The sequence below is a fragment of the Arthrobacter sp. 92 genome, from assembly GCF_050260325.1.
Classification (GTDB): domain Bacteria; phylum Actinomycetota; class Actinomycetes; order Actinomycetales; family Micrococcaceae; genus Arthrobacter.
Genome location: NZ_CP189863.1, coordinates 2,619,853 through 2,637,229 on the forward strand (window position 1 = coordinate 2,619,853; position 17,377 = coordinate 2,637,229).

A 17,377-nucleotide genomic window follows, 5' to 3' on the forward strand; every position below is an offset into this window, starting at 1 on the left:
GGCACGCGATAGGCTTGGGCGCCATGAGCCCCCTTCCCAGCATGGACCCGGCGATCTTCGTGGCGGATTTTCGCGCCCAGTTCGACGCCTTTCTCGACGAGCACCGAGCCGCACTTCACAGCTGCCTGGATGGACTTACAGAGCAGGAGGCGCGGGCCTCGCTCGTCCCGTCGCGGACCACCCTTCTGGGTCTGGTCAAGCATGTGACCTTCGTCGAGAAGGTCTGGTTTGACGAGGCCATCACGTGCAGGAGCCGGCAGGAAATTGGCATTCCCGCCACTCCCGACGAATCCTTCATCCTTGCCGAAGGCGACTCCATCCCCGGGATCCGGGCCGCCTACAGCGAGGCATGCGAGCAGTCGCGCCGGTCGGTCGCCGGCCTGGATCTTGACGATCTGGTCAGGGGCAACCGGCGCGGCCCACTCCCCCTGCGGTGGGTTTACCTGCATATGCTCAGGGAACTCGCCCAACACTGCGGTCACGCCGACATCCTGCGCGAACAGATTCTCGCTGCCCGCTCCTGACTTGACCCCAGCCCTGTGTTCCTTGGGATCAACCCCGTCAGGATCAGCGCTACGTGCTGCGGCCTACGAGGGCCGTGGCGAACCCGGCGGGAGCGCACCGCTGCCGGGACCCCGTTCGGGAAATCCTCTCCGTTCCGAACATCCGGTGTTCCTCGAGGACAAGCCCGAAGTCCCCCAAAAATTCCGCAACGCTCTCCCTGGCCGGCGGCGTGTTATCGATTCCGAACGTGAACGGCTCTCCGACCAGCCTCGTCGTCGCTCGGGCGTAACGCATAAAGAGCGATCGGGAGGCGATGGTATCGGCGGAGAAATAGTCAAAAGCGACGACGCTGCCCGGAGCTGCTCCGGCGATTCGGCGCAATGTGCCCTCGACAGAGGCGCGGTCCAGGTACATCATCACCGATTCCCAGAGGAAGAAGGTTGGCCTGGCGGGGTCATATCCGGCCGCCACCAGCTGCCCGAACCAGTCCTCGTTGCCGAAATCGGCGGCCACGTATGTGGCCGGCCCGCCCGTCAGGCCAGACTCCTTAAGCATCCGGATCTTGAACGCCTGGGTCCGGGGCATATCGACCTCAAAGCACCGCACCCCCTCTTCCGGTGGGAGTCTGAACACCCGGGTGTCGAACCCTGCACCGAGGACGACCAGTTGTTCGATGCCGGGCAGGTGCCGGCGGAGGGCGGCGTCATGGAAACTTGTCCGGGCTGTCTGCTGATGGCGCATCGGCGGCTCACCCTCATAGGGGTAGCGATAGAACCTCGGAACAAAGCCCGTCAGCAGGTGGGCCACCAACGTGGGAGCGGCCCCCAGCCGTAACGCTTCCTGGGACACGTTCGGCATAACAGCCATGAGCCGGGCTACCGGGTCATCCCGCCGCGTTCCCAGGTTGTGCTGCATATAGCGCGTATAGAGCGACGCGAACTGGGTGGCCGATACTCCCGTTCTGCGGCTGTAAAGGAGCAATTTAGGCACGCCCATGAGGTAGGCCGCCGCGGCCAACGGCAATAACGCCGCTTGGATGGCGCGGAATAAACCCGCGCCCACTACTCCGCGCACGCGCATGTGCCCCCTTCCGTATGCCAGCCCACTCACGCTCCTCCGGGGCGGAAGTGCTGTCGATAGACCGGCCAGGGCATCGGGACTATCAGCCTTCGGCTCTGACCGGGGCCTGTTCTGAGCTGCCCGGCGCCTCAAAACTGGCGTAGTAAGCGGCAGCCAGGTCCTCTTCGCCGTGGCCCTGGGCCGCCGCCCGCGCCAACCGCTCGGCGCCCGCGGCGGCCAGGTCAAGGCGGATGCCGTGACGCTGTGCGGCGTGAACTATCAGGGCGGCATCCTTGACCGCGGTGCTGACCGCGAAGCTGGCGGGCGAGAGGCGCTCCTCCAGGATCAAGGAAGCTTTGGTCCGCAGGTAGCCCATATCCAGCGGGCCGCCGGCTATGGCATCCAGGAAGTTCTGCGGATCCACGCCCAGTGCCTGGGCGAGGGCCAGCGTCTCGCCCGTGGCGTTCGCGGCCGCGATCACCCAACTATTGGCCACTAGCTTGAGCCGGGTGGCGCTCGCCTCCGCGCCGTCCTTGCCGGTCCATACGGTCCGGGCCCCCACCGCGTCCAGGACAGGAGTTACGGCCCCGCGGCTGCCGGCAGGGCCCGCCGCCAGCACCAGCAGCTGTCCGGCTTCGGCAGGTTCACGCGTCCCGAGCACCGGTGCGTCGAAGAAGACCATGCCCCACTCATGGGCGAGGGCGGCCAGTTCGCGGCAGGAGTCGATCCCCGCCGTCGTGGATTGCACCCATGCGGCGCCGGCCCGCAGGCCGGGGGCTGCCTGCCGCATGACATCGAGGACGGCCCCGCCGTCGTAAAGCATGGTGAGGACCACGTCGGCGTCTGCCACGGCCGCGGCCGGCGAATCGGCAACGAAGACGCCCTCACCGCCCAGCGCGTCGGCCTTATCCCGGCTGCGGTTCCACACCCGGACGGCGTGTCCTGCTCGAGCGAGGTTCCGGGCCATCGCGGCTCCCATGATGCCGGTGCCCAGGACACTTACGGTCAGTTCGTCAGCCATGACCTCACCTTTCCTTTCCAGCGCTCCAACTTTCAGCGCATTCGAACTCCAGTCGCCGTCAGCACAGCCGGCCACCCGCCGTCGAGCGTGGGGCCGAGGAAGGCGTGGACGTACCAGCCGCCAATGGCGCCACGAACCCATGAGAAGACGTGAAACTCAACCCGGTGGCCGAGCCACAGCAAGGGCCGCCGCCACGGGCCGCGCGGATCCATGTGCGGTCAGCATGCAGCGCATGGTTCAAGCCCAGGTTGCGCTCGACCACCGGGGGGATCAACATCGATACGCCGCTCATCCGCTCATTCTGGCAGGCCCGTCAAGACACCGCACTCCCGTGACCGTCGTCGCGCCGCGAAGGAGAACCAAACACGCTGTCCTAAGCTGGTTGCATCGCCCCAGGTGACGCCGACCCGGATCTCGGCGCCGGCCCAACAGATGGAGACACGATGAGCATGGCCACGAGTACGGACACGCAGGGACCTGTGCGGCACGTGGCGGACAGTCACGACCTGATTCGTGTGCAGGGCGCGCGCGTGAACAACCTCAAAGACGTCAGCGTGGAGATCCCGAAGCGCCGGCTCACCGTGTTCACGGGTGTCTCCGGCTCGGGCAAGAGCTCGCTGGTGTTCGGGACGATCGCCGCGGAGTCGCAGCGGATGATCAACGAGACCTACAGCGCCTTCGTGCAGGGCTTCATGCCGACGCTGGCACGTCCCGATGTTGACCTGCTGGAGGGTCTGACCACCGCCATCCTGGTTGACCAGGAGCGGCTGGGCGCCAACCCACGTTCCACCGTTGGCACTGTCACCGACGCCAACGCCATGCTGCGCATCGTCTTCAGCCGGCTGGGCCAGCCGCATATCGGCTCGCCCAACGCCTACTCCTTCAACGTCCCTTCGGTGAGTGGAGCGGGGGCGGTCACTATCGAGCGCGCCGGCCGGACGGTAAAAGAGCGGCGTACCTTCGCGATCACCGGCGGCATGTGTCCACGCTGCGAGGGACGCGGCTCGGTCACCGATTTCGATCTGGCGGCACTTTACGACGACAGCAAGTCGCTGTCCGAGGGCGCGCTCACCATTCCCGGCTACAGCATGGATGGCTGGTTCGGACGCATTTTCAGCGGCTCCGGCTACTTCAACATGGACAAGAAGCTCGGCAAGTACACCAAGAAGGAACTGAACGACCTCCTCTACAAGGAGCCCACCAAGATCAAGGTCGAAGGTATCAACCTGACCTATGAAGGCCTGATCCCGAAGATCCAGAAGTCCATGCTCTCCAAGGACCCGGAGTCGATGCAGCCCCACATCCGGGCCTTTGTGGAGCGTGCCATCACGTTCAGCACCTGCCCCGAGTGCGAAGGGACCCGCCTGGCCGCACCGGCCCGGTCCTCGAAGATCAAGGGGATCAACATCGCCGATGCCTGCGCCATGCAAATCAGCGACCTCGCCGGATGGGTGCGCGATCTGCACGAGCCGTCGGTGGCCCCGCTGCTCGAAGCTCTCGGGGAGACCCTCGATTCGTTCGCCGAGATCGGACTCGGTTACCTCAGCCTCGACCGCCCGTCTGGCACCCTCTCCGGCGGTGAGGCGCAGCGGACCAAAATGATCCGCCACCTCGGTTCCTCGCTCACCGACGTCACCTACGTTTTCGATGAGCCGTCGATCGGACTGCACCCCCACGACATCGCGCGGATGAACGATCTGCTGCTGCGGCTGCGCGACAAGGGCAACACAGTGCTCGTGGTGGAGCACAAGCCGGAGATGATCGCGATCGGCGACCACGTCGTCGACCTCGGTCCGCGCGCCGGTACCGAAGGTGGCGAGGTGGTGTTCGAGGGGTCCGTCGACGGGCTGCGGACCAGTGGCACGCTGACGGGTCGGCATCTGGATGACCGCGCCTCCCTGAAGCCAGAGATCCGGACGGCCTCCGGAGTGCTGGAGGTTCGCGGGGCCAGCACCAACAATCTCCGGGACGTCGACGTCGACATTCCGCTTGGTGTCCTGACCGTCATCACCGGCGTGGCCGGCTCGGGCAAGAGCTCGCTGATCGACGGGTCCGTGTCCAAGCAGGAAGGGGTGGTGTCCGTCGACCAGACTGCGATTAGGGGATCCCGGCGGAGTAACCCGGCGACGTACACCGGACTGCTCGAACCGATCCGCAAGGCGTTCGCCAAGGCAAACGCCGTAAAACCGGCACTGTTCAGCGCCAACTCGGAGGGCGCCTGCCCCACCTGCAACGGCGCCGGTGTCATCTACACCGACCTCGGAATGATGGCCGGCGTCGCCAATCCATGTGAGGAGTGCGAGGGCAAACGGTTCCAGGCGTCGGTACTGGAGTACCGCCTCGGAGGCCGCGACATCAGCGAGGTGCTCGCAATGTCGGTGGCCGAGGCCGAGGAGTTCTTCGGCGCCGGAGAGGTCCGCTTGCCAGCCGCGCACACCATCCTCGCCCGGCTGGCCGATGTCGGGCTGGGCTACCTCCGTTTGGGCCAGCCGCTCACCACGCTTTCCGGCGGCGAACGGCAGCGGCTCAAGCTGGCCACCCAAATGGCCGAAAAGGGCGCCGTTTACGTGCTCGACGAGCCGACCACCGGCCTGCACCTTGCCGACGTCGAGCAACTGCTGGGCCTGCTCGACCGGCTCGTCGACTCGGGCAAGTCGGTCATCGTCATCGAGCATCACCAGGCGGTCATGGCCCATGCCGACTGGATCATCGACCTCGGGCCCGGGGCCGGTCACGACGGCGGCCGGATCGTTTTCGAGGGCACCCCGGCCAGTCTTGTCGCCGCCCGTTCCACCCTCACCGGCAAGCACCTCGCGGCCTACGTCCGAGCCTGACCCCGGTTCCTGCGCTCGCCGTGGATGCGGCCCCCGGGCCGCGGACCTGCACCACGGGGTCAGGCATATTCCCAGACTCCCGCCGTACGCTTCCTCCCAGACCCCCGCCACGTCTTCCGATCGGAAATTCTGATGTCTGTGCCCATTTTGGCTACCCGCGACCTAACCAAGACCTATGGTCGTGGCCCTGACCGCTTCGATGCCCTCAAGGGCGTTTCCTTGGAGATTGACCGTGGCGACTCGGTTGCCATCGTCGGCAAGAGCGGCTCCGGCAAGTCCACCCTGATGCACTTGCTCGCCCTGCTGGACACCCCCGGTGAGGGGACGGTCCACATTGACGGAACAGACGCGAAGACCCTGAACGGCCGTAAGCTCAACGCCCTAAGGAACCAGATGTTCGGTTTCGTGTTCCAGCAGTTCTTCCTCAACTCGTCCTCTTCCGTCCTGGAGAACGTGGTCCTGCCTCTCAAAATTGCCGGTGTGGGCGTCCGGGAGCGGCGAAACCGCGGCATGGCCGTGCTGGAGCAGCTCGAACTGGCCGATAAAGCCCGGAATAAGGCCGGGAACCTTTCCGGCGGGCAGAAACAGCGTGTGGTGATTGCGCGCGCGCTTGCGAACAACCCGAAGATCCTTTTCGCCGACGAGCCCACGGGCAACCTTGACACCGCCACCGGACGCATCGTGGAGGACATCCTCTTCGACCTGAACCAAAATCACGGCATCACCCTGATCACCGTCACTCACGACCACGACCTGGCTGCCCGGTTCAACCGCCGCATCTTCATCCGGGATGGACAGTTGATCACCACCGACGAGGAGCACGCGGCATGAAACCGCTCGAGACCCTGAAAACAGCCATCAGCAACAGCTTTCGCAGTAAGCTTCGCACCACCCTGACCATCCTGGCCATTTTCGTTGGTGCCTTCACCCTCACCATCACCAACGGACTCGGAACCGGCATCTCGGAGTACATCGACAGCCAGGTGGCCGCCGTCGGCCCCAGCAACGCCTTCACCGTCACCAAAACCGACACCGGCGGCAATCCCGGTTCGGGCCCGAAGAAGTACGACCCAAACAGCCGGCTGCTTGCCGCCGGCGGCCGCCCCGGGGCCACGGAGGTGGCGCTGAGCCAGGCCGATCTGGACAAGGTGGCTGCCATTCCCGGGGTAACAGCCGTCACCCCGGTCACCCGGCTGAATCCGGCGTACATTCAGTGGAATAACCAGGATAAGTACCAGCTCACCGTCAGCCCCCTGGCCGGAGCGCAACCACAACTCACGGCCGGCGCAGGCCTGGACGACGCCGCGAGCCAGCCACAGATCATCCTGCCGGTCGGTTACATCGGTCCGCTCGGGTTCACCGACGACAAGCAGGCGATCGGCCAGGACGCCGTCATCGGCATCACCGATGCCGCCGGCGCCATGCACACCGTCACGGCCCGAATCACCGGGGTCGAACAAAGCGCACTTCTGGGGGGCGGCGGCGCGTTCGCCAACAAAGCACTCTCCACCGCGCTGGCCGACGCCCAGGGCACCGGGGCCCCGCCCGCGGCGAAGGACGCCTGGGCCGCCGCGACTGCGACCTTTGCCCCGTCATCGTCAAGCCAGGTCAACGACATGAAAGCCCGGCTTAGCGACGCCGGCTACACCGCCCAGACCCTGGACGACCGGATCGGTACCGTCAAGACAGTCATCGCCGGGATCATCGGAGTGCTGAACGCCTTCGCGATCATCGCGCTGGTTGCTGCGGGGTTCGGGATCGTAAACACCCTGCTGATGTCGGTTCAGGAACGCACCCGCGAAATCGGCCTTATGAAAGCCATGGGCATGGGCAGTGGATCCGTCTTCGCACTGTTCAGCACCGAGGCCGCGTTCATCGGACTTCTCGGAAGCGTTATCGGCTCGGCGGCCGCCATCGGCCTTGGCAGCGCCGTGAGCGGGGCCCTTGCCCGGGGCCCCCTTAGCGATCTGGCCGGACTGAAGATCCTCAGCTTCGCTCCGGGGCCGGTCGCCGGAGTCATCCTCCTCGTCATGGCCATCGCCTTCGTGGCCGGCACCCTCCCGGCATGGCGGGCAGCGCGGCAAAACCCCATCGACTCCCTCCGCTACGAGTAGGCCGCTGCCCACGCCCCGACGACTCAACATCACGGGCCGCCCCGCTGAAACCCGGGAAACCCGGCCCAGGCGGTTGATGCGGCGATGGCTGGGGCATAGAGTCTGGGCTGGTAACACCATCCATCGTGAAGACAGGAGCACCACATGCCCAAGCCAGACATTACGCCCGGCGCACCGTGCTGGATCGACCTGATGACCGCGGACCCGGAGAAGGCCAAGGACTTCTACACGCGGCTCTTCGGCTGGACCTACGAAACCGGCGACGCAGAGAAGTACGGAGGCTACATTATGGCCTTCAAGAACGGTGCGCCGGTCGCCGGCATCATGAAGAATGACGGCCAGTCCGGCTACCCGGACGTCTGGACCACCTACCTGCGCGTGGAGGACATCAAGGCCGCCGCGGATGCTGCAACCAGGCACGGGGGCAGCATCTTCATGGGTCCGATGGAAGTCCCGGAACAGGGTCAGATGGCCATGCTCGGTGACGTCGGCGGCGCCGCGATCGGCGCCTGGCAGTTCGGCGGGCACACCGGCTTCCAGATCGCCGCCGAACCCGGGTCGCCGGCCTGGTTCGAGCTGCTCACCCGGGACTATGAGTCAAGCGTGAACTTCTACCGGGACGTGTTCGGCTGGGAGACCAGTGTCATGAGCGACACCCCCGAGTTCCGCTACACCACCCTGGGATCCGGCGACGCCTCCAAAGCAGGAATCATGGACGCGTCAGCCTTCCTGCCCGAAGGTGTCCCCGCCAACTGGTTGGTCTACTTTGCCGTCGAGGATGCGGACGCCGCCGTCGAAACCGCGGTTTCCCAGGGCGGAAAACTGATTCAGCCGGCCGAAGACACCCCGTTCGGCAGAATGGCCACCCTCGCGGACCCGACAGGGTCCATCTTCAAGATCGCCCAATCCACCCGGCAGGGCTGACAGGCCGCATCAGAATCCCCCGGTCCGCGGGTTAGGGCGCCTCACCGGTGCCGTAACCCGCGGGGCCGATGGACCCGCAGCTGGCTCACATCCTGTTCTTGGTCCGCGCCGTAGCCGGCGCCGTCCACGGATCCTCCGGCCAGGGGTGCCTCGGATACCGGCCCCGCATCTCAGCACGCACCTGGGCGTAGGGTCCGGACCAAAACGAGGCCAGATCATCGGTGACGGCCAGCGGCCGCCTGGCTGGTGAGAGCAGGTGGAACAAGACCGGCACCCGCCCGTTGACCAGCCGCGGTGTCGTGGCCCATCCAAAGCATTCCTGGAGTTTAACCGCCACCACCGGCCGGCCGTCACCGTCCTCCATGCCCGGGTAGTCGATACGCACCCTCGATCCGCTCGGCACCTGAAGTAACTCGGGCGCCAACTCACCCAGGCGGGCAGCATCCGGCCACGGCAGCAGCCGCCGCAAAGGGTCGGCCAAGTCGATCCCGCTGGTGGACGCACCCGTGGCCAGGGCCTCGAGTTCGGGGGCCAGCCACTGGTCGAGCCGGGCCAGCAGGGCCGGCTCGGAAACATCCGGCCACGGATCCCCAAGCTCGCGGTGGAGCAGGGCGAGCCGTCGGCGCAGGGCATCCGCCGCCCTCGACCAACCAATCGGGCCCAGGCCCTCCTTCGCCAGGGCAGCCGCCACCGCTGCGCGGCCCTCGTGGGCTGAGGGCCGCACCGGCGTGGAGGACAACACGATCTTGCCCAGCCGGCGTTCCCGCCGGGCGGCGACCCGGCCGTTGCTGAACCGGGCCTCCACCGTTTCAGCGAGCAGATGGTGGGCGGCGGCCTCCGCCGCATCAGCCGTCAACGGCGCGGCGGAACGGATGACCGCACCTGTCCCCGCCGTGTCGCGGCCCTGCCCGCGCGCCACCTCCGCGACGGCAAGCCATTCGTTCCCGGCCAGGGTGCTTCCGGCCGGCAGCCCCGCCCGGGTGCCCGAGGACAGGAGGTAACGCTCCGGACCGTCACCCGGGACGCGGCGCGCCACCCGGTCCGGGTAGGCAAGGGCGACGACGAATCCAACGACCTCGGCCGTGGGCACCGTTGGGTCGGGCGACGGGCCCCTGACAGCCGACCGCTGCCGCCGTGCGATCGTTTCCATACGCCGGACGTCCTCCGCCCAGCGCCGGGCGGCGGGTTCCTTTCCTGTCCGCAAAGTGGCCAGCAACCGCGTGAGGTCGGCCCCGGGAGCCCGGTGGTCGCCGGACACAAGGGCGACAGCCTCTGCTGCAGAACGGTGGCCCGCCGCAGCCGCGCCGTCGAGAAGGGCGCGGGCCAGCCTGGGGTCGGCGGGGATGCCGGCGAGGATCTTGCCCAGAGCCGTGGCGTGGCCGTCCGCTGACACCGCGCCCAGTTCCCGCAGCACCTCTTCGGCCTCGCCCATGGCCGCCTGGGGCGGCGCGTCCGGAAGGCCCAGTCCGCGGCCGCCGGGCGATCCCCAACACGCCAGCAGGAGGGCGGCTCCGGTGAGGTCCGCCACGGCAATTTCCGGAGTTTGATGGGCCGGCGCGGCGCCAAAGGTCTTCTGGTCGTAGCACCGGACCACCCGTCCCGGACCCTGGCGGGCGGCCCGTCCGGCGCGTTGTTCGGCGGACGCCCTGGAACACGACACCGTCACCAGTCCGGACATTCCGCGGGTTGAGTCCCGACGGGGCTCGCGGGACAGCCCCGAGTCGATCACCAGCCGGACTCCCGGAACGGTCAGGGAGGATTCGGCGATGCCCGTGGACACGATAATCCGCGCGCGCCCTCCGCCTTCGCGCCCCGAGACGGCCCGGTCCTGCTCGGCCGGACCCGCCTGGCCGTGAAGCTCCAGCACCTCGGCGTGCACCCGGCCGCGCAGGCGGCCCGCCACATAGGACACTTCCCCCGCTCCCGGGAGGAACACGAGCGCGTCGACGTCCTGCCCCGCCGCTAGTGACCCGGCGTGCGCTGCCGCGGCCGTGTCCGCCACATGGTCCAGGAAGGCGCGGGTCACCCCCTTCTCATCGAGCCGCGGCACCGCCGCGGGTGCCCAGGATGTTTCCATGGGGTACAGCGCGGAGGGGCAGTCGACGACGGTAGCCGGGCCGCCGCCGTCGTGGTTCCCGATCAGGGCCGCGAACCGCGGCGCGTCCAGGGTGGCGGACATCGCAACAAGGGTGAGGTCACCGCGGAGCTGGCGGACCTCGGCGAGCATGCCAAGGAGCAGGTCCGTCTCGAGCCCGCGTTCGTGAACCTCGTCCAGGATGACCGCCGTTGTGGAGCCCAGCCCTGGATCGGCAAGCAGACGTCGCAGCAGGATGCCAGGAGTGACGAACTCAACCAAGGTACCCGGGCCCGTCTGGCGCTCTCCGCGGACGGTGTACCCGACGCGGTCGCCGAGCCGGCTGCCGTCCAGGGCGGCGAGGCGCCGCGCCGCGGACCTCGCCGCCACGCGGCGTGGCTGGGTCACAACGACGCGGGGGGCGCCGCCGTCGGCCGCCGCTGCGCCCTCAGCGCTGGCGTGTGAAATGTTGGCGTCAGCGATGTTGGCGAGCAACGGCGGTACGAGCGTGGTCTTGCCCGTCCCCGGCGGCGCCTGCACCACGGCGGTTCCTGCCTGGCCGCCCCTCAGGAGGACGGCGGCCAACTCCCCCAGCGATTCCGAAAAAACCAGCCCGGCACCGATGGCACCCAGGTCGAAGCGCCGCTGGGCGGAAGGGTGGTCAAAAGGGTCCAGCGGAGAAGTCACCTATCCATTGTCCCTGCTTACCATCGCCTCCGTGCGAACTGCGCCTACGGCGTCATGCCCACAACGACTTTGCTCCCGGCTGCCGGGGACCAGCCGATACGGCCGCCTTGGTAATTTTGGGCGACTGCGCCGTTACCAGTCTGGTATTCCTCACCGATCGGATAGCCCAGGGGTCCGTTCTCCCATCCCTGGGCCGCCCATGCGGCGCCAATAGCGCCACGGGTGATGTGGGCGCCAGTGGTCCGCGACCAATAGATCTGACCGCCATGGAAGCCTTGATACGCTCCGCCGTTGGCGAGCGGTTTAACTTCATCGCTAATGGGATACCCGAGTGGACCGTTCTCCCATCCCTGGGCCGCCCAGGCGGAATCGATCGCGCCGCCCGTGATGTGCGCCCCGGTGGCCGGGGACCAGTGAATCTGTCCGCCCTGGAACGCCTGGTAGGTACCGCCGTCGGCGAGACCTGCCACTTCGTCGCTGGTCGGGAACCCCAACCAGCCGGACTCCCGGCCCTGGCTGTCCCACAACGCACCGATGACGCCGGTGGTGGTGCGCGCTCCGGTGGCGGCCGACCACGTGATCCTGCCGCCTTGGAAACGTTGGGACGAGCCGCCCTTAGCGGGTCCCCCGGCCTCGTCGCTGGTCGGGAACCCCAGCGGGCCGTCTTCCCCGCCCTGCGAGGACCAGGCGGCGCCAACAGGCCCGGCGGTCGCATGAGCTCCCGCGGCTGGCAGCCACGTAATCCTGCCGCCCTGGTAGTCCTGGGCGACGCCCCCGCTCCGGAGAGGGTACTCCTCTCCGAGGGGGTAGCCCATCCGGCCGTTCTCCCAGCCCTGGGCCGCCCATGCGGCGCCGATGGCCCCGCGGGTGACATGGGCGCCGGTGGCCGGGGACCAGTGGATCCTGCCGCCTTGGAAGCTCTGGAATGAGCCACCGTTGGCGAGCCCCTGTATCTCGTTACTGGTGGGATACCCCAGCGAGCCGTTCTCCCAGCCCTGGGCGGCCCAGAGCGCGCCGATTCCCGCGCGGGTGATGTGGGCCCCGGTGGCCGGGGACCAATGAATCTGGCCGCCCTGGAAGCTCTGGTAGCAGCCACCGTTCCTGATGCCGCACACCTGCGGACCGGTCGGATAACCGAGTATGCCAGCACCGGATCCCGCCTGGATCCAGGCATCGCGAATGGGCCCGGCAATCAACGGCGAAGCCGCCGGCGGGGAATACCCGGCCAGGTTGGAGACCACAAGGTGGAAGCCGGCATAGGGGCCGCTGACCGGCACGACATAACCGATGCCGGCATCGGTGGCGCTGGCTGACAGCATGGCATCGTGATGCGCCGGTGAGGCCATCCACCAGTTGACCACGTCGGCCGGGGAGAAATTGAAGCCGATGATTTCCCGGTACCAGGCCGCGCCCGGCGGAATCTCGCTGCCGCCCGCGTCGGATCGGTGGAGGTTGGCAAAGCTGAATGATGAGTCCATGGTGGCGACCCCAAGGTTGCCGGCCCATTCCTGCGAAACACCGGCGATCGCCTGGTTCCAGCGCAAGGGGGCAATGCCGGCGGCGGCACGGCGGGCATTCATCAGGTCGAAGACCTGCCGCGCGTACCCGTCGGAGTACGTTGAGGCTTGAACGGCCGGCGCCGAAAACGTTGAGAGGGCAAGGGCGGCGACAAAAACAGCCGACACCACAGCCCTCAAAGAGTGCTTGAACATGAGACCTTGTTCCTTTATGACCGGGTCCTGCTGGATCCGCCGGCGGCGGGTTCCCCTTCAAGCAGGTCCGGGGCCATGGTATCGGACGTCCGTTACGAAAAGCCGCCCATAAGCCTCGACCAGTGGAACTGACGGTCAGTACCAGTTGCTGGATGTTTCGTGGCCCCAAGCGTTGCAGGGCGAGCCGTAGCGGTCACTGATGTAGCCCAGGCCCCAATCTATTTGGGTGCGGTAATCGGTCAACCAGTCGCTGCCGGCGCTCGAGTACTTCCCCGCCGGCAGTGCCTGGGCAATGCCGTAGGCGCCCGAGTCCGGGTTGGTCGCGTTGGTCAGCCAGCTTGATTCTTTGTTCCACAGTTGCACCAGGCATTGATATTGGTCCGGACCCCAGCCAAAAGCACCAAGCCGGCCGGCGGCGTAGGCCTGCGCTCCGCCAGGATCATTGACTGCGCCAGCGGCAACTGCGGGGAAAACGACGCTGGGGCCCGGCTCCGCCGCCGGCACGGGAGCGGAGCCGGCGTCGGGGCGCGGCTGCGGCTTTGCCGGCGCCCCAGCCTGAGCCGCCGCCTGAGCCTGAGCCTGAGCCGCGGCCTGGGCGGCCGCTGCCGCCTGTTGGCGGGCCCGCTCCTCTGCAGCGGCACGTTTGGCCTCCTGGGCGGCCTGGTATGCGGCCAGGGCAGCCTGCCCTTGCTGATGCTGGTCCTCAACAGCTGCCGTTGTGCCCTTGAGGGAAGCCAGTTGAGCGGTTAAGTCCTGATCGTGCTGCTCCTGTTCCGCTATCTGGCTCGCCATGGCCTTCTGCGCCGCCTGGGCTGCGTCCAGCTTTGCCCTGGCTTCTGCCGCGAGGCGCTCCCTTTCGGCTCTGGCTGCCTGTTCCTGGTCCGTCAGGGCCTTGGCCGAGCTCTCAGCGGCGGCCGACTCACGAAACAGCGTGGTCGACTTGTCCATCACCACCCGCATGACGTCCAGTCGCTGCAGGCTGTCCTTGGATTCGACCGCATCCATGGCGGCAAAGACGCCCAGATTGGCGCCGCCCGATTTATAGGCCTGCGCAGCCAGGGAACCGATTTCTTTCTTGTACCGCGCAACTACGGCTTGAGCCCGTGCCGATTGGGCGGCCAGCACATCCACTTTGCCGCTGGCCGCGTCCAACGCCGCAGCCGCAACGGCGTATTCAGCCGCGGACTTGACGGCGGCGGTTCCCAGCTCCTCGCCCCTGCTCCTGAGGCCGCCGAGCAATCCGTTAATCTTGGCCACCTCGTCAGCCTTACTGGCCTCGTTCTTTTGCGCGTCCTGGACGTCCTGCCAGGACGGAAATCCGCCCGGTGGCGTGTCGTCGTCAGCGGCGGCGGTCACTGGAACCGCTGTGGAACACGCCAGCGATCCCACCAGCAAGGCTGATGTGGCGAGAAGTCGCCACTGAAACGTGATCCCGGACATAGGACCTCAGCATAGCCTGCTGGAATCGCCGGAATCTTGCGGGACTTCACGTAACTTTTTCAGGGTCTTCAACGATGATGCACATGTGGGCCTTCCACGCCTTTGACTTCCACCCCTGAATCTCGGCTGGTGCCGGTAGGAGCGACCATATGAGACAACGTCCGTCCGGATTCCCGTTCAAGAACACTTACCGCGGGACTCCGTTCGTATCGTTGGCGAAAGCGGCGTGCGCCGCCGCAGCTGCCCTGGCGCTCTCGTCCACTGTGGCCGGGCCTGCAACTGTTCCCTCCGCTTCGCTGCCAAACCGTTCCTCAGCGGTAGCTGCGAACCTGGCTGCGGCCAGCACAACCGGTACGCCGGCGGCCTTCTCCAGTCCCGTGCCCAGCGCTCCAGCCGTGCCTGCACCGCCGGGGAAACCGTTGGGCAGCACCCTGCCGGCCGACACGCTACGGAAGCTCAAGAATGCCCAAGGACCGTTCGGGGCGCATCTGGGCCAGGGCCTCAAGCGGCTCAAGGAAGGCCTGTCGGCCACGGTTTCCGCTCCCACCGGGACGGGCTCCCCCGTTTCCAATCCGGTGTTGATGACCAGGGCAACAGCAGTTCTTCCTGCCGTCAGCGCAGCCCCGACCGCCTGGATGGCGCCGGGAGTCCAAGGTCTCGATGTCAGCGGGTGGCAGGGAAGCGTTGACTGGCAGTCCCAGTGGAACCAGGGAGCACGGTTCGCCTACACCAAGGCCACGGAAGGCACCACTTACATCAGCTCCGCTTTCGGGTCCCAGTACACGGGTGCCGCCGACGTCGGCATGATCCGTGGGGCTTACCACTTTGCGCTTCCATCCGAGTCATCCGGGGCGGACCAAGCCAGGTTCTTTGTCAGCAACGGAGGCGGCTGGTCCCCGGATGGTGTGACGCTGCCGCCGCTGCTCGACATCGAGTACAACCCCTACAGCTCCTTGGGCGACACCTGCTATAACATGAGTGCCGGTCAGATGGTGGGCTGGATCCAGGACTTCGTCAACACCATGGTGGCCCTGACCGGCAGGTTGCCTGCCATCTACACCACAACAGACTGGTGGTCGCAGTGCACCGGAAACAGCGCGGCCTTCGGAGCCGACCCGTTGCACATTGCCTCCTATTCCACCTCGGTGGGCCCGATGCCCAATGGATGGAACTCGTACAATGTGTGGCAATACAGCAGCGCGGGACCCTTCGTCGGGGACTCCGACGCGTTCAACGGTTCCAGCTCTGACCTGGCGTCCTTCGCAACCAACGACGTTCCGGCAGCCGCCGCGGAGCAAATCCAGGCGGCGGTGACCGCCGATCCCGGACTGGGGTCAGCCACGTCGCCCATTATTTGTGGGCTGGCCGGTGGCGGGTGCTACCAGATCTTTGAGGGCGGCGTGATCCACTGGTCCCCGGCCACCGGCGCGCACATCACCGACGGCGCCATCAACACGGCCTGGGCGGCCCAGGGCTGGGAAAACGGCGGCCTGGGGTATCCCACCAGCAATGAGATCGGCGGGCTCAAGGACGGCGGCGTTTACCAGAACTTCCAGGGCGGCGTGATCCACTGGTCCCCGGCCACCGGCGCACACATCACCGACGGCGCCATCAACACGGCCTGGGCGGCCCAGGGCTGGGAAAACGGCGGCCTGGGCTATCCCACCAGCAATGAGATCGGCGGGCTCAAGGACGGCGGCGTCTACCAGAACTTCCAGGGCGGCGTGATCCACTGGTCCCCGGCCACCGGCGCACACATCACCAGGGCCGCCATCGACGCGGCGTGGGCAGGGCTGGACTGGGAGAATGGTTTCCTCGGGTATCCCACCAGCAATGAGATCGGCGGCCTCAAAGACGGCGGCGTCTACCAGAGCTTCCAGGGCGGCGTCATCTACTGGTCCGCGGGCTCAGGGGCACATAGCAACGCGGGTGCCATCCGCACAGCCTATGCATCGCAGGGCTGGGAAAACGGGCTTCTTGGCTATCCGACCACCAACGAGTACGCTTCCGGCGGCGGAGTCGCCCAGGACTATCAAGGCGGCCGCATCACCTGGTCAGGCACGGCCGGCACGGCGATCGCCTACAAGTAGGCAGACACTGCCGTGGCGGACCTGGTTGCCAAGCCTAGAGGTTGTCCAGCTCGGGGCCCGGAGTTGCCGTGTCCGCAGTCGCTTCGGTTTCGGCGGCCCGTTTGCCCTCGCGGTTGTCGCGGCGGCGGTCGTTCAGAATACATAGTCCGATAGCCGCAAAGAACAGCACCAGCAGCGGACCGGCCAACAGGAACATCGAGAAGGCGTCGGCGCCGGGGGCCGCTATTGCCGCGAAGACGAACACCATAAAGACTGTAATCCGCCACGCTTTCAGGATAGTGCGGCCTCTGATGATGCCGGCCATGTTCACACCGACCAGCACCACCGGCACCAGGAACGCCAGGCCCATGAACAGCACCATGCGGGTCACGAAATCCACGTAGTCCCTGGCATCCACCATGTTGGAGAACCCGGACGGCGTGAACTGCGTCAGCGCTCTCACCACTTGCGGGACCACGAGCCACCCGGCCCAGACCCCCGCGAGGAAGAGCGGCACCGCGGCCGCCATGTAACCCAGGGTATATCGCCGCTCTTTCTTCGTCAGGCCCGGTGTGATGAAGGCCCACAACTGGTAGATCCAGACCGGGCTGGAAATCACGGCGCCGATCAGGAGTGAAAGCTGAAGCTTGAAATCAAAGGGTGAGGCGATGCTGGAGAAATTGACCGACGACACCCCTCCGGTGTGTTCGGCGATCCGGTCCACAGGTTCCTTGAGCGCGTGCAACACGGGGTCGTAAAGGATCCAGCCGCCAACCCCGCCGATCACCACACCGATGGCTGACTTGATCAGCCTGTTCCTCAGTTCCTTAAGATGATCCAACAGGGGCATCCGGCCCTCGGGATTGGATTTTTGGCCCATTTCTCCTGCCATGTGGACTTAACGTTTTCCGCTCGAATTCATCCTATGTCCAACGGAAT

The 17,377-nt window shown here is 66.7% G+C and carries 13 protein-coding genes; 6 read left to right on the forward strand and 7 right to left on the reverse strand.

What is annotated here, in order from left to right; translation table 11 throughout:
• Positions 1 to 23: 23 nt before the first annotated feature.
• Complete coding sequence (locus ACP4XC_RS12045) at positions 24 to 524, forward strand: DinB family protein (RefSeq protein ID WP_427169875.1); 501 nt, start codon at positions 24 to 26, stop codon at positions 522 to 524.
• A 49-nt stretch (positions 525 to 573) separates the two neighbouring features.
• Here ACP4XC_RS12045 and ACP4XC_RS12050 read toward each other — a convergent pair whose 3' ends face one another.
• Both ACP4XC_RS12050 and ACP4XC_RS12055 read right to left on the reverse strand, forming a co-directional pair.
• Positions 574 to 1,584, reverse strand: a complete 1,011-nt coding sequence (locus ACP4XC_RS12050; protein ID WP_427169877.1) for a class I SAM-dependent methyltransferase — start codon at positions 1,582 to 1,584, stop codon at positions 574 to 576.
• Positions 1,585 to 1,666: 82 nt separating this feature from the next.
• Positions 1,667 to 2,584: an NAD(P)-dependent oxidoreductase gene (locus ACP4XC_RS12055; protein WP_427169879.1), complete on the reverse strand. Its 918-nt coding sequence runs from the start codon at positions 2,582 to 2,584 to the stop codon at positions 1,667 to 1,669.
• A gap of 443 nt (positions 2,585 to 3,027) precedes the next feature.
• Here ACP4XC_RS12055 and ACP4XC_RS12060 point away from each other — a divergent pair, with 443 nt between their 5' ends.
• The 4 genes from ACP4XC_RS12060 to ACP4XC_RS12075 all read left to right on the forward strand — a co-directional run bounded on the left by ACP4XC_RS12060 (position 3,028) and on the right by ACP4XC_RS12075 (position 8,456).
• Positions 3,028 to 5,418 carry an ATP-binding cassette domain-containing protein gene (locus ACP4XC_RS12060; RefSeq protein ID WP_427169881.1) on the forward strand — a complete coding sequence of 797 codons (2,391 nt, stop codon included), beginning with the start codon at positions 3,028 to 3,030 and terminating at the stop codon, positions 5,416 to 5,418.
• Between the two features lie 132 nt (positions 5,419 to 5,550).
• On the forward strand, positions 5,551 to 6,249 hold the full coding sequence (locus tag ACP4XC_RS12065; RefSeq protein WP_427169883.1) for an ABC transporter ATP-binding protein: 699 nt from the start codon (positions 5,551 to 5,553) through the stop codon (positions 6,247 to 6,249).
• Complete coding sequence (locus ACP4XC_RS12070) at positions 6,246 to 7,532, forward strand: ABC transporter permease (RefSeq protein WP_427169885.1); 1,287 nt, start codon at positions 6,246 to 6,248, stop codon at positions 7,530 to 7,532. Before ACP4XC_RS12065 ends, ACP4XC_RS12070 begins: the two co-directional genes overlap by 4 nt.
• Positions 7,533 to 7,676: 144 nt before the next feature.
• On the forward strand, positions 7,677 to 8,456 hold the full coding sequence (locus ACP4XC_RS12075; RefSeq protein ID WP_427169887.1) for a VOC family protein: 780 nt from the start codon (positions 7,677 to 7,679) through the stop codon (positions 8,454 to 8,456).
• A gap of 85 nt (positions 8,457 to 8,541) precedes the next feature.
• Here the strand turns inward: ACP4XC_RS12075 and hrpB are convergent, their stop codons facing one another.
• From hrpB to ACP4XC_RS12095, 4 genes are all read right to left on the reverse strand, one after another.
• Positions 8,542 to 11,217, reverse strand: a complete 2,676-nt coding sequence (gene hrpB, locus ACP4XC_RS12080) for an ATP-dependent helicase HrpB (RefSeq protein WP_427169889.1) — start codon at positions 11,215 to 11,217, stop codon at positions 8,542 to 8,544.
• 44 nt (positions 11,218 to 11,261) lie between these two features.
• Positions 11,262 to 12,929 (reverse strand): CAP domain-containing protein, encoded by a 1,668-nt coding sequence (locus tag ACP4XC_RS12085; protein WP_427169891.1) that lies wholly within the window; start codon positions 12,927 to 12,929, stop codon positions 11,262 to 11,264.
• Positions 12,930 to 13,064: 135 nt separating this feature from the next.
• A complete protein-coding gene (locus ACP4XC_RS12090; protein WP_427169893.1) occupies positions 13,065 to 14,369 on the reverse strand; it encodes a coiled-coil domain-containing protein in 1,305 nt (434 codons plus the stop codon).
• Between the two features lie 187 nt (positions 14,370 to 14,556).
• Positions 14,557 to 14,814: a hypothetical protein gene (locus ACP4XC_RS12095; RefSeq protein WP_427169895.1), complete on the reverse strand. Its 258-nt coding sequence runs from the start codon at positions 14,812 to 14,814 to the stop codon at positions 14,557 to 14,559.
• Between ACP4XC_RS12095 and ACP4XC_RS12100 the strand changes: the two genes are divergently transcribed.
• A complete protein-coding gene (locus ACP4XC_RS12100) occupies positions 14,789 to 16,459 on the forward strand; it encodes a GH25 family lysozyme (protein WP_427169897.1) in 1,671 nt (556 codons plus the stop codon). The two genes, ACP4XC_RS12095 and ACP4XC_RS12100, sit on opposite strands and share 26 nt — an antisense overlap.
• A 34-nt stretch (positions 16,460 to 16,493) precedes the next feature.
• Here the strand turns inward: ACP4XC_RS12100 and tatC are convergent, their stop codons facing one another.
• Positions 16,494 to 17,288, reverse strand: a complete 795-nt coding sequence (gene tatC, locus ACP4XC_RS12105; protein WP_427175099.1) for a twin-arginine translocase subunit TatC — start codon at positions 17,286 to 17,288, stop codon at positions 16,494 to 16,496.
• Positions 17,289 to 17,377 lie beyond the last annotated feature (89 nt).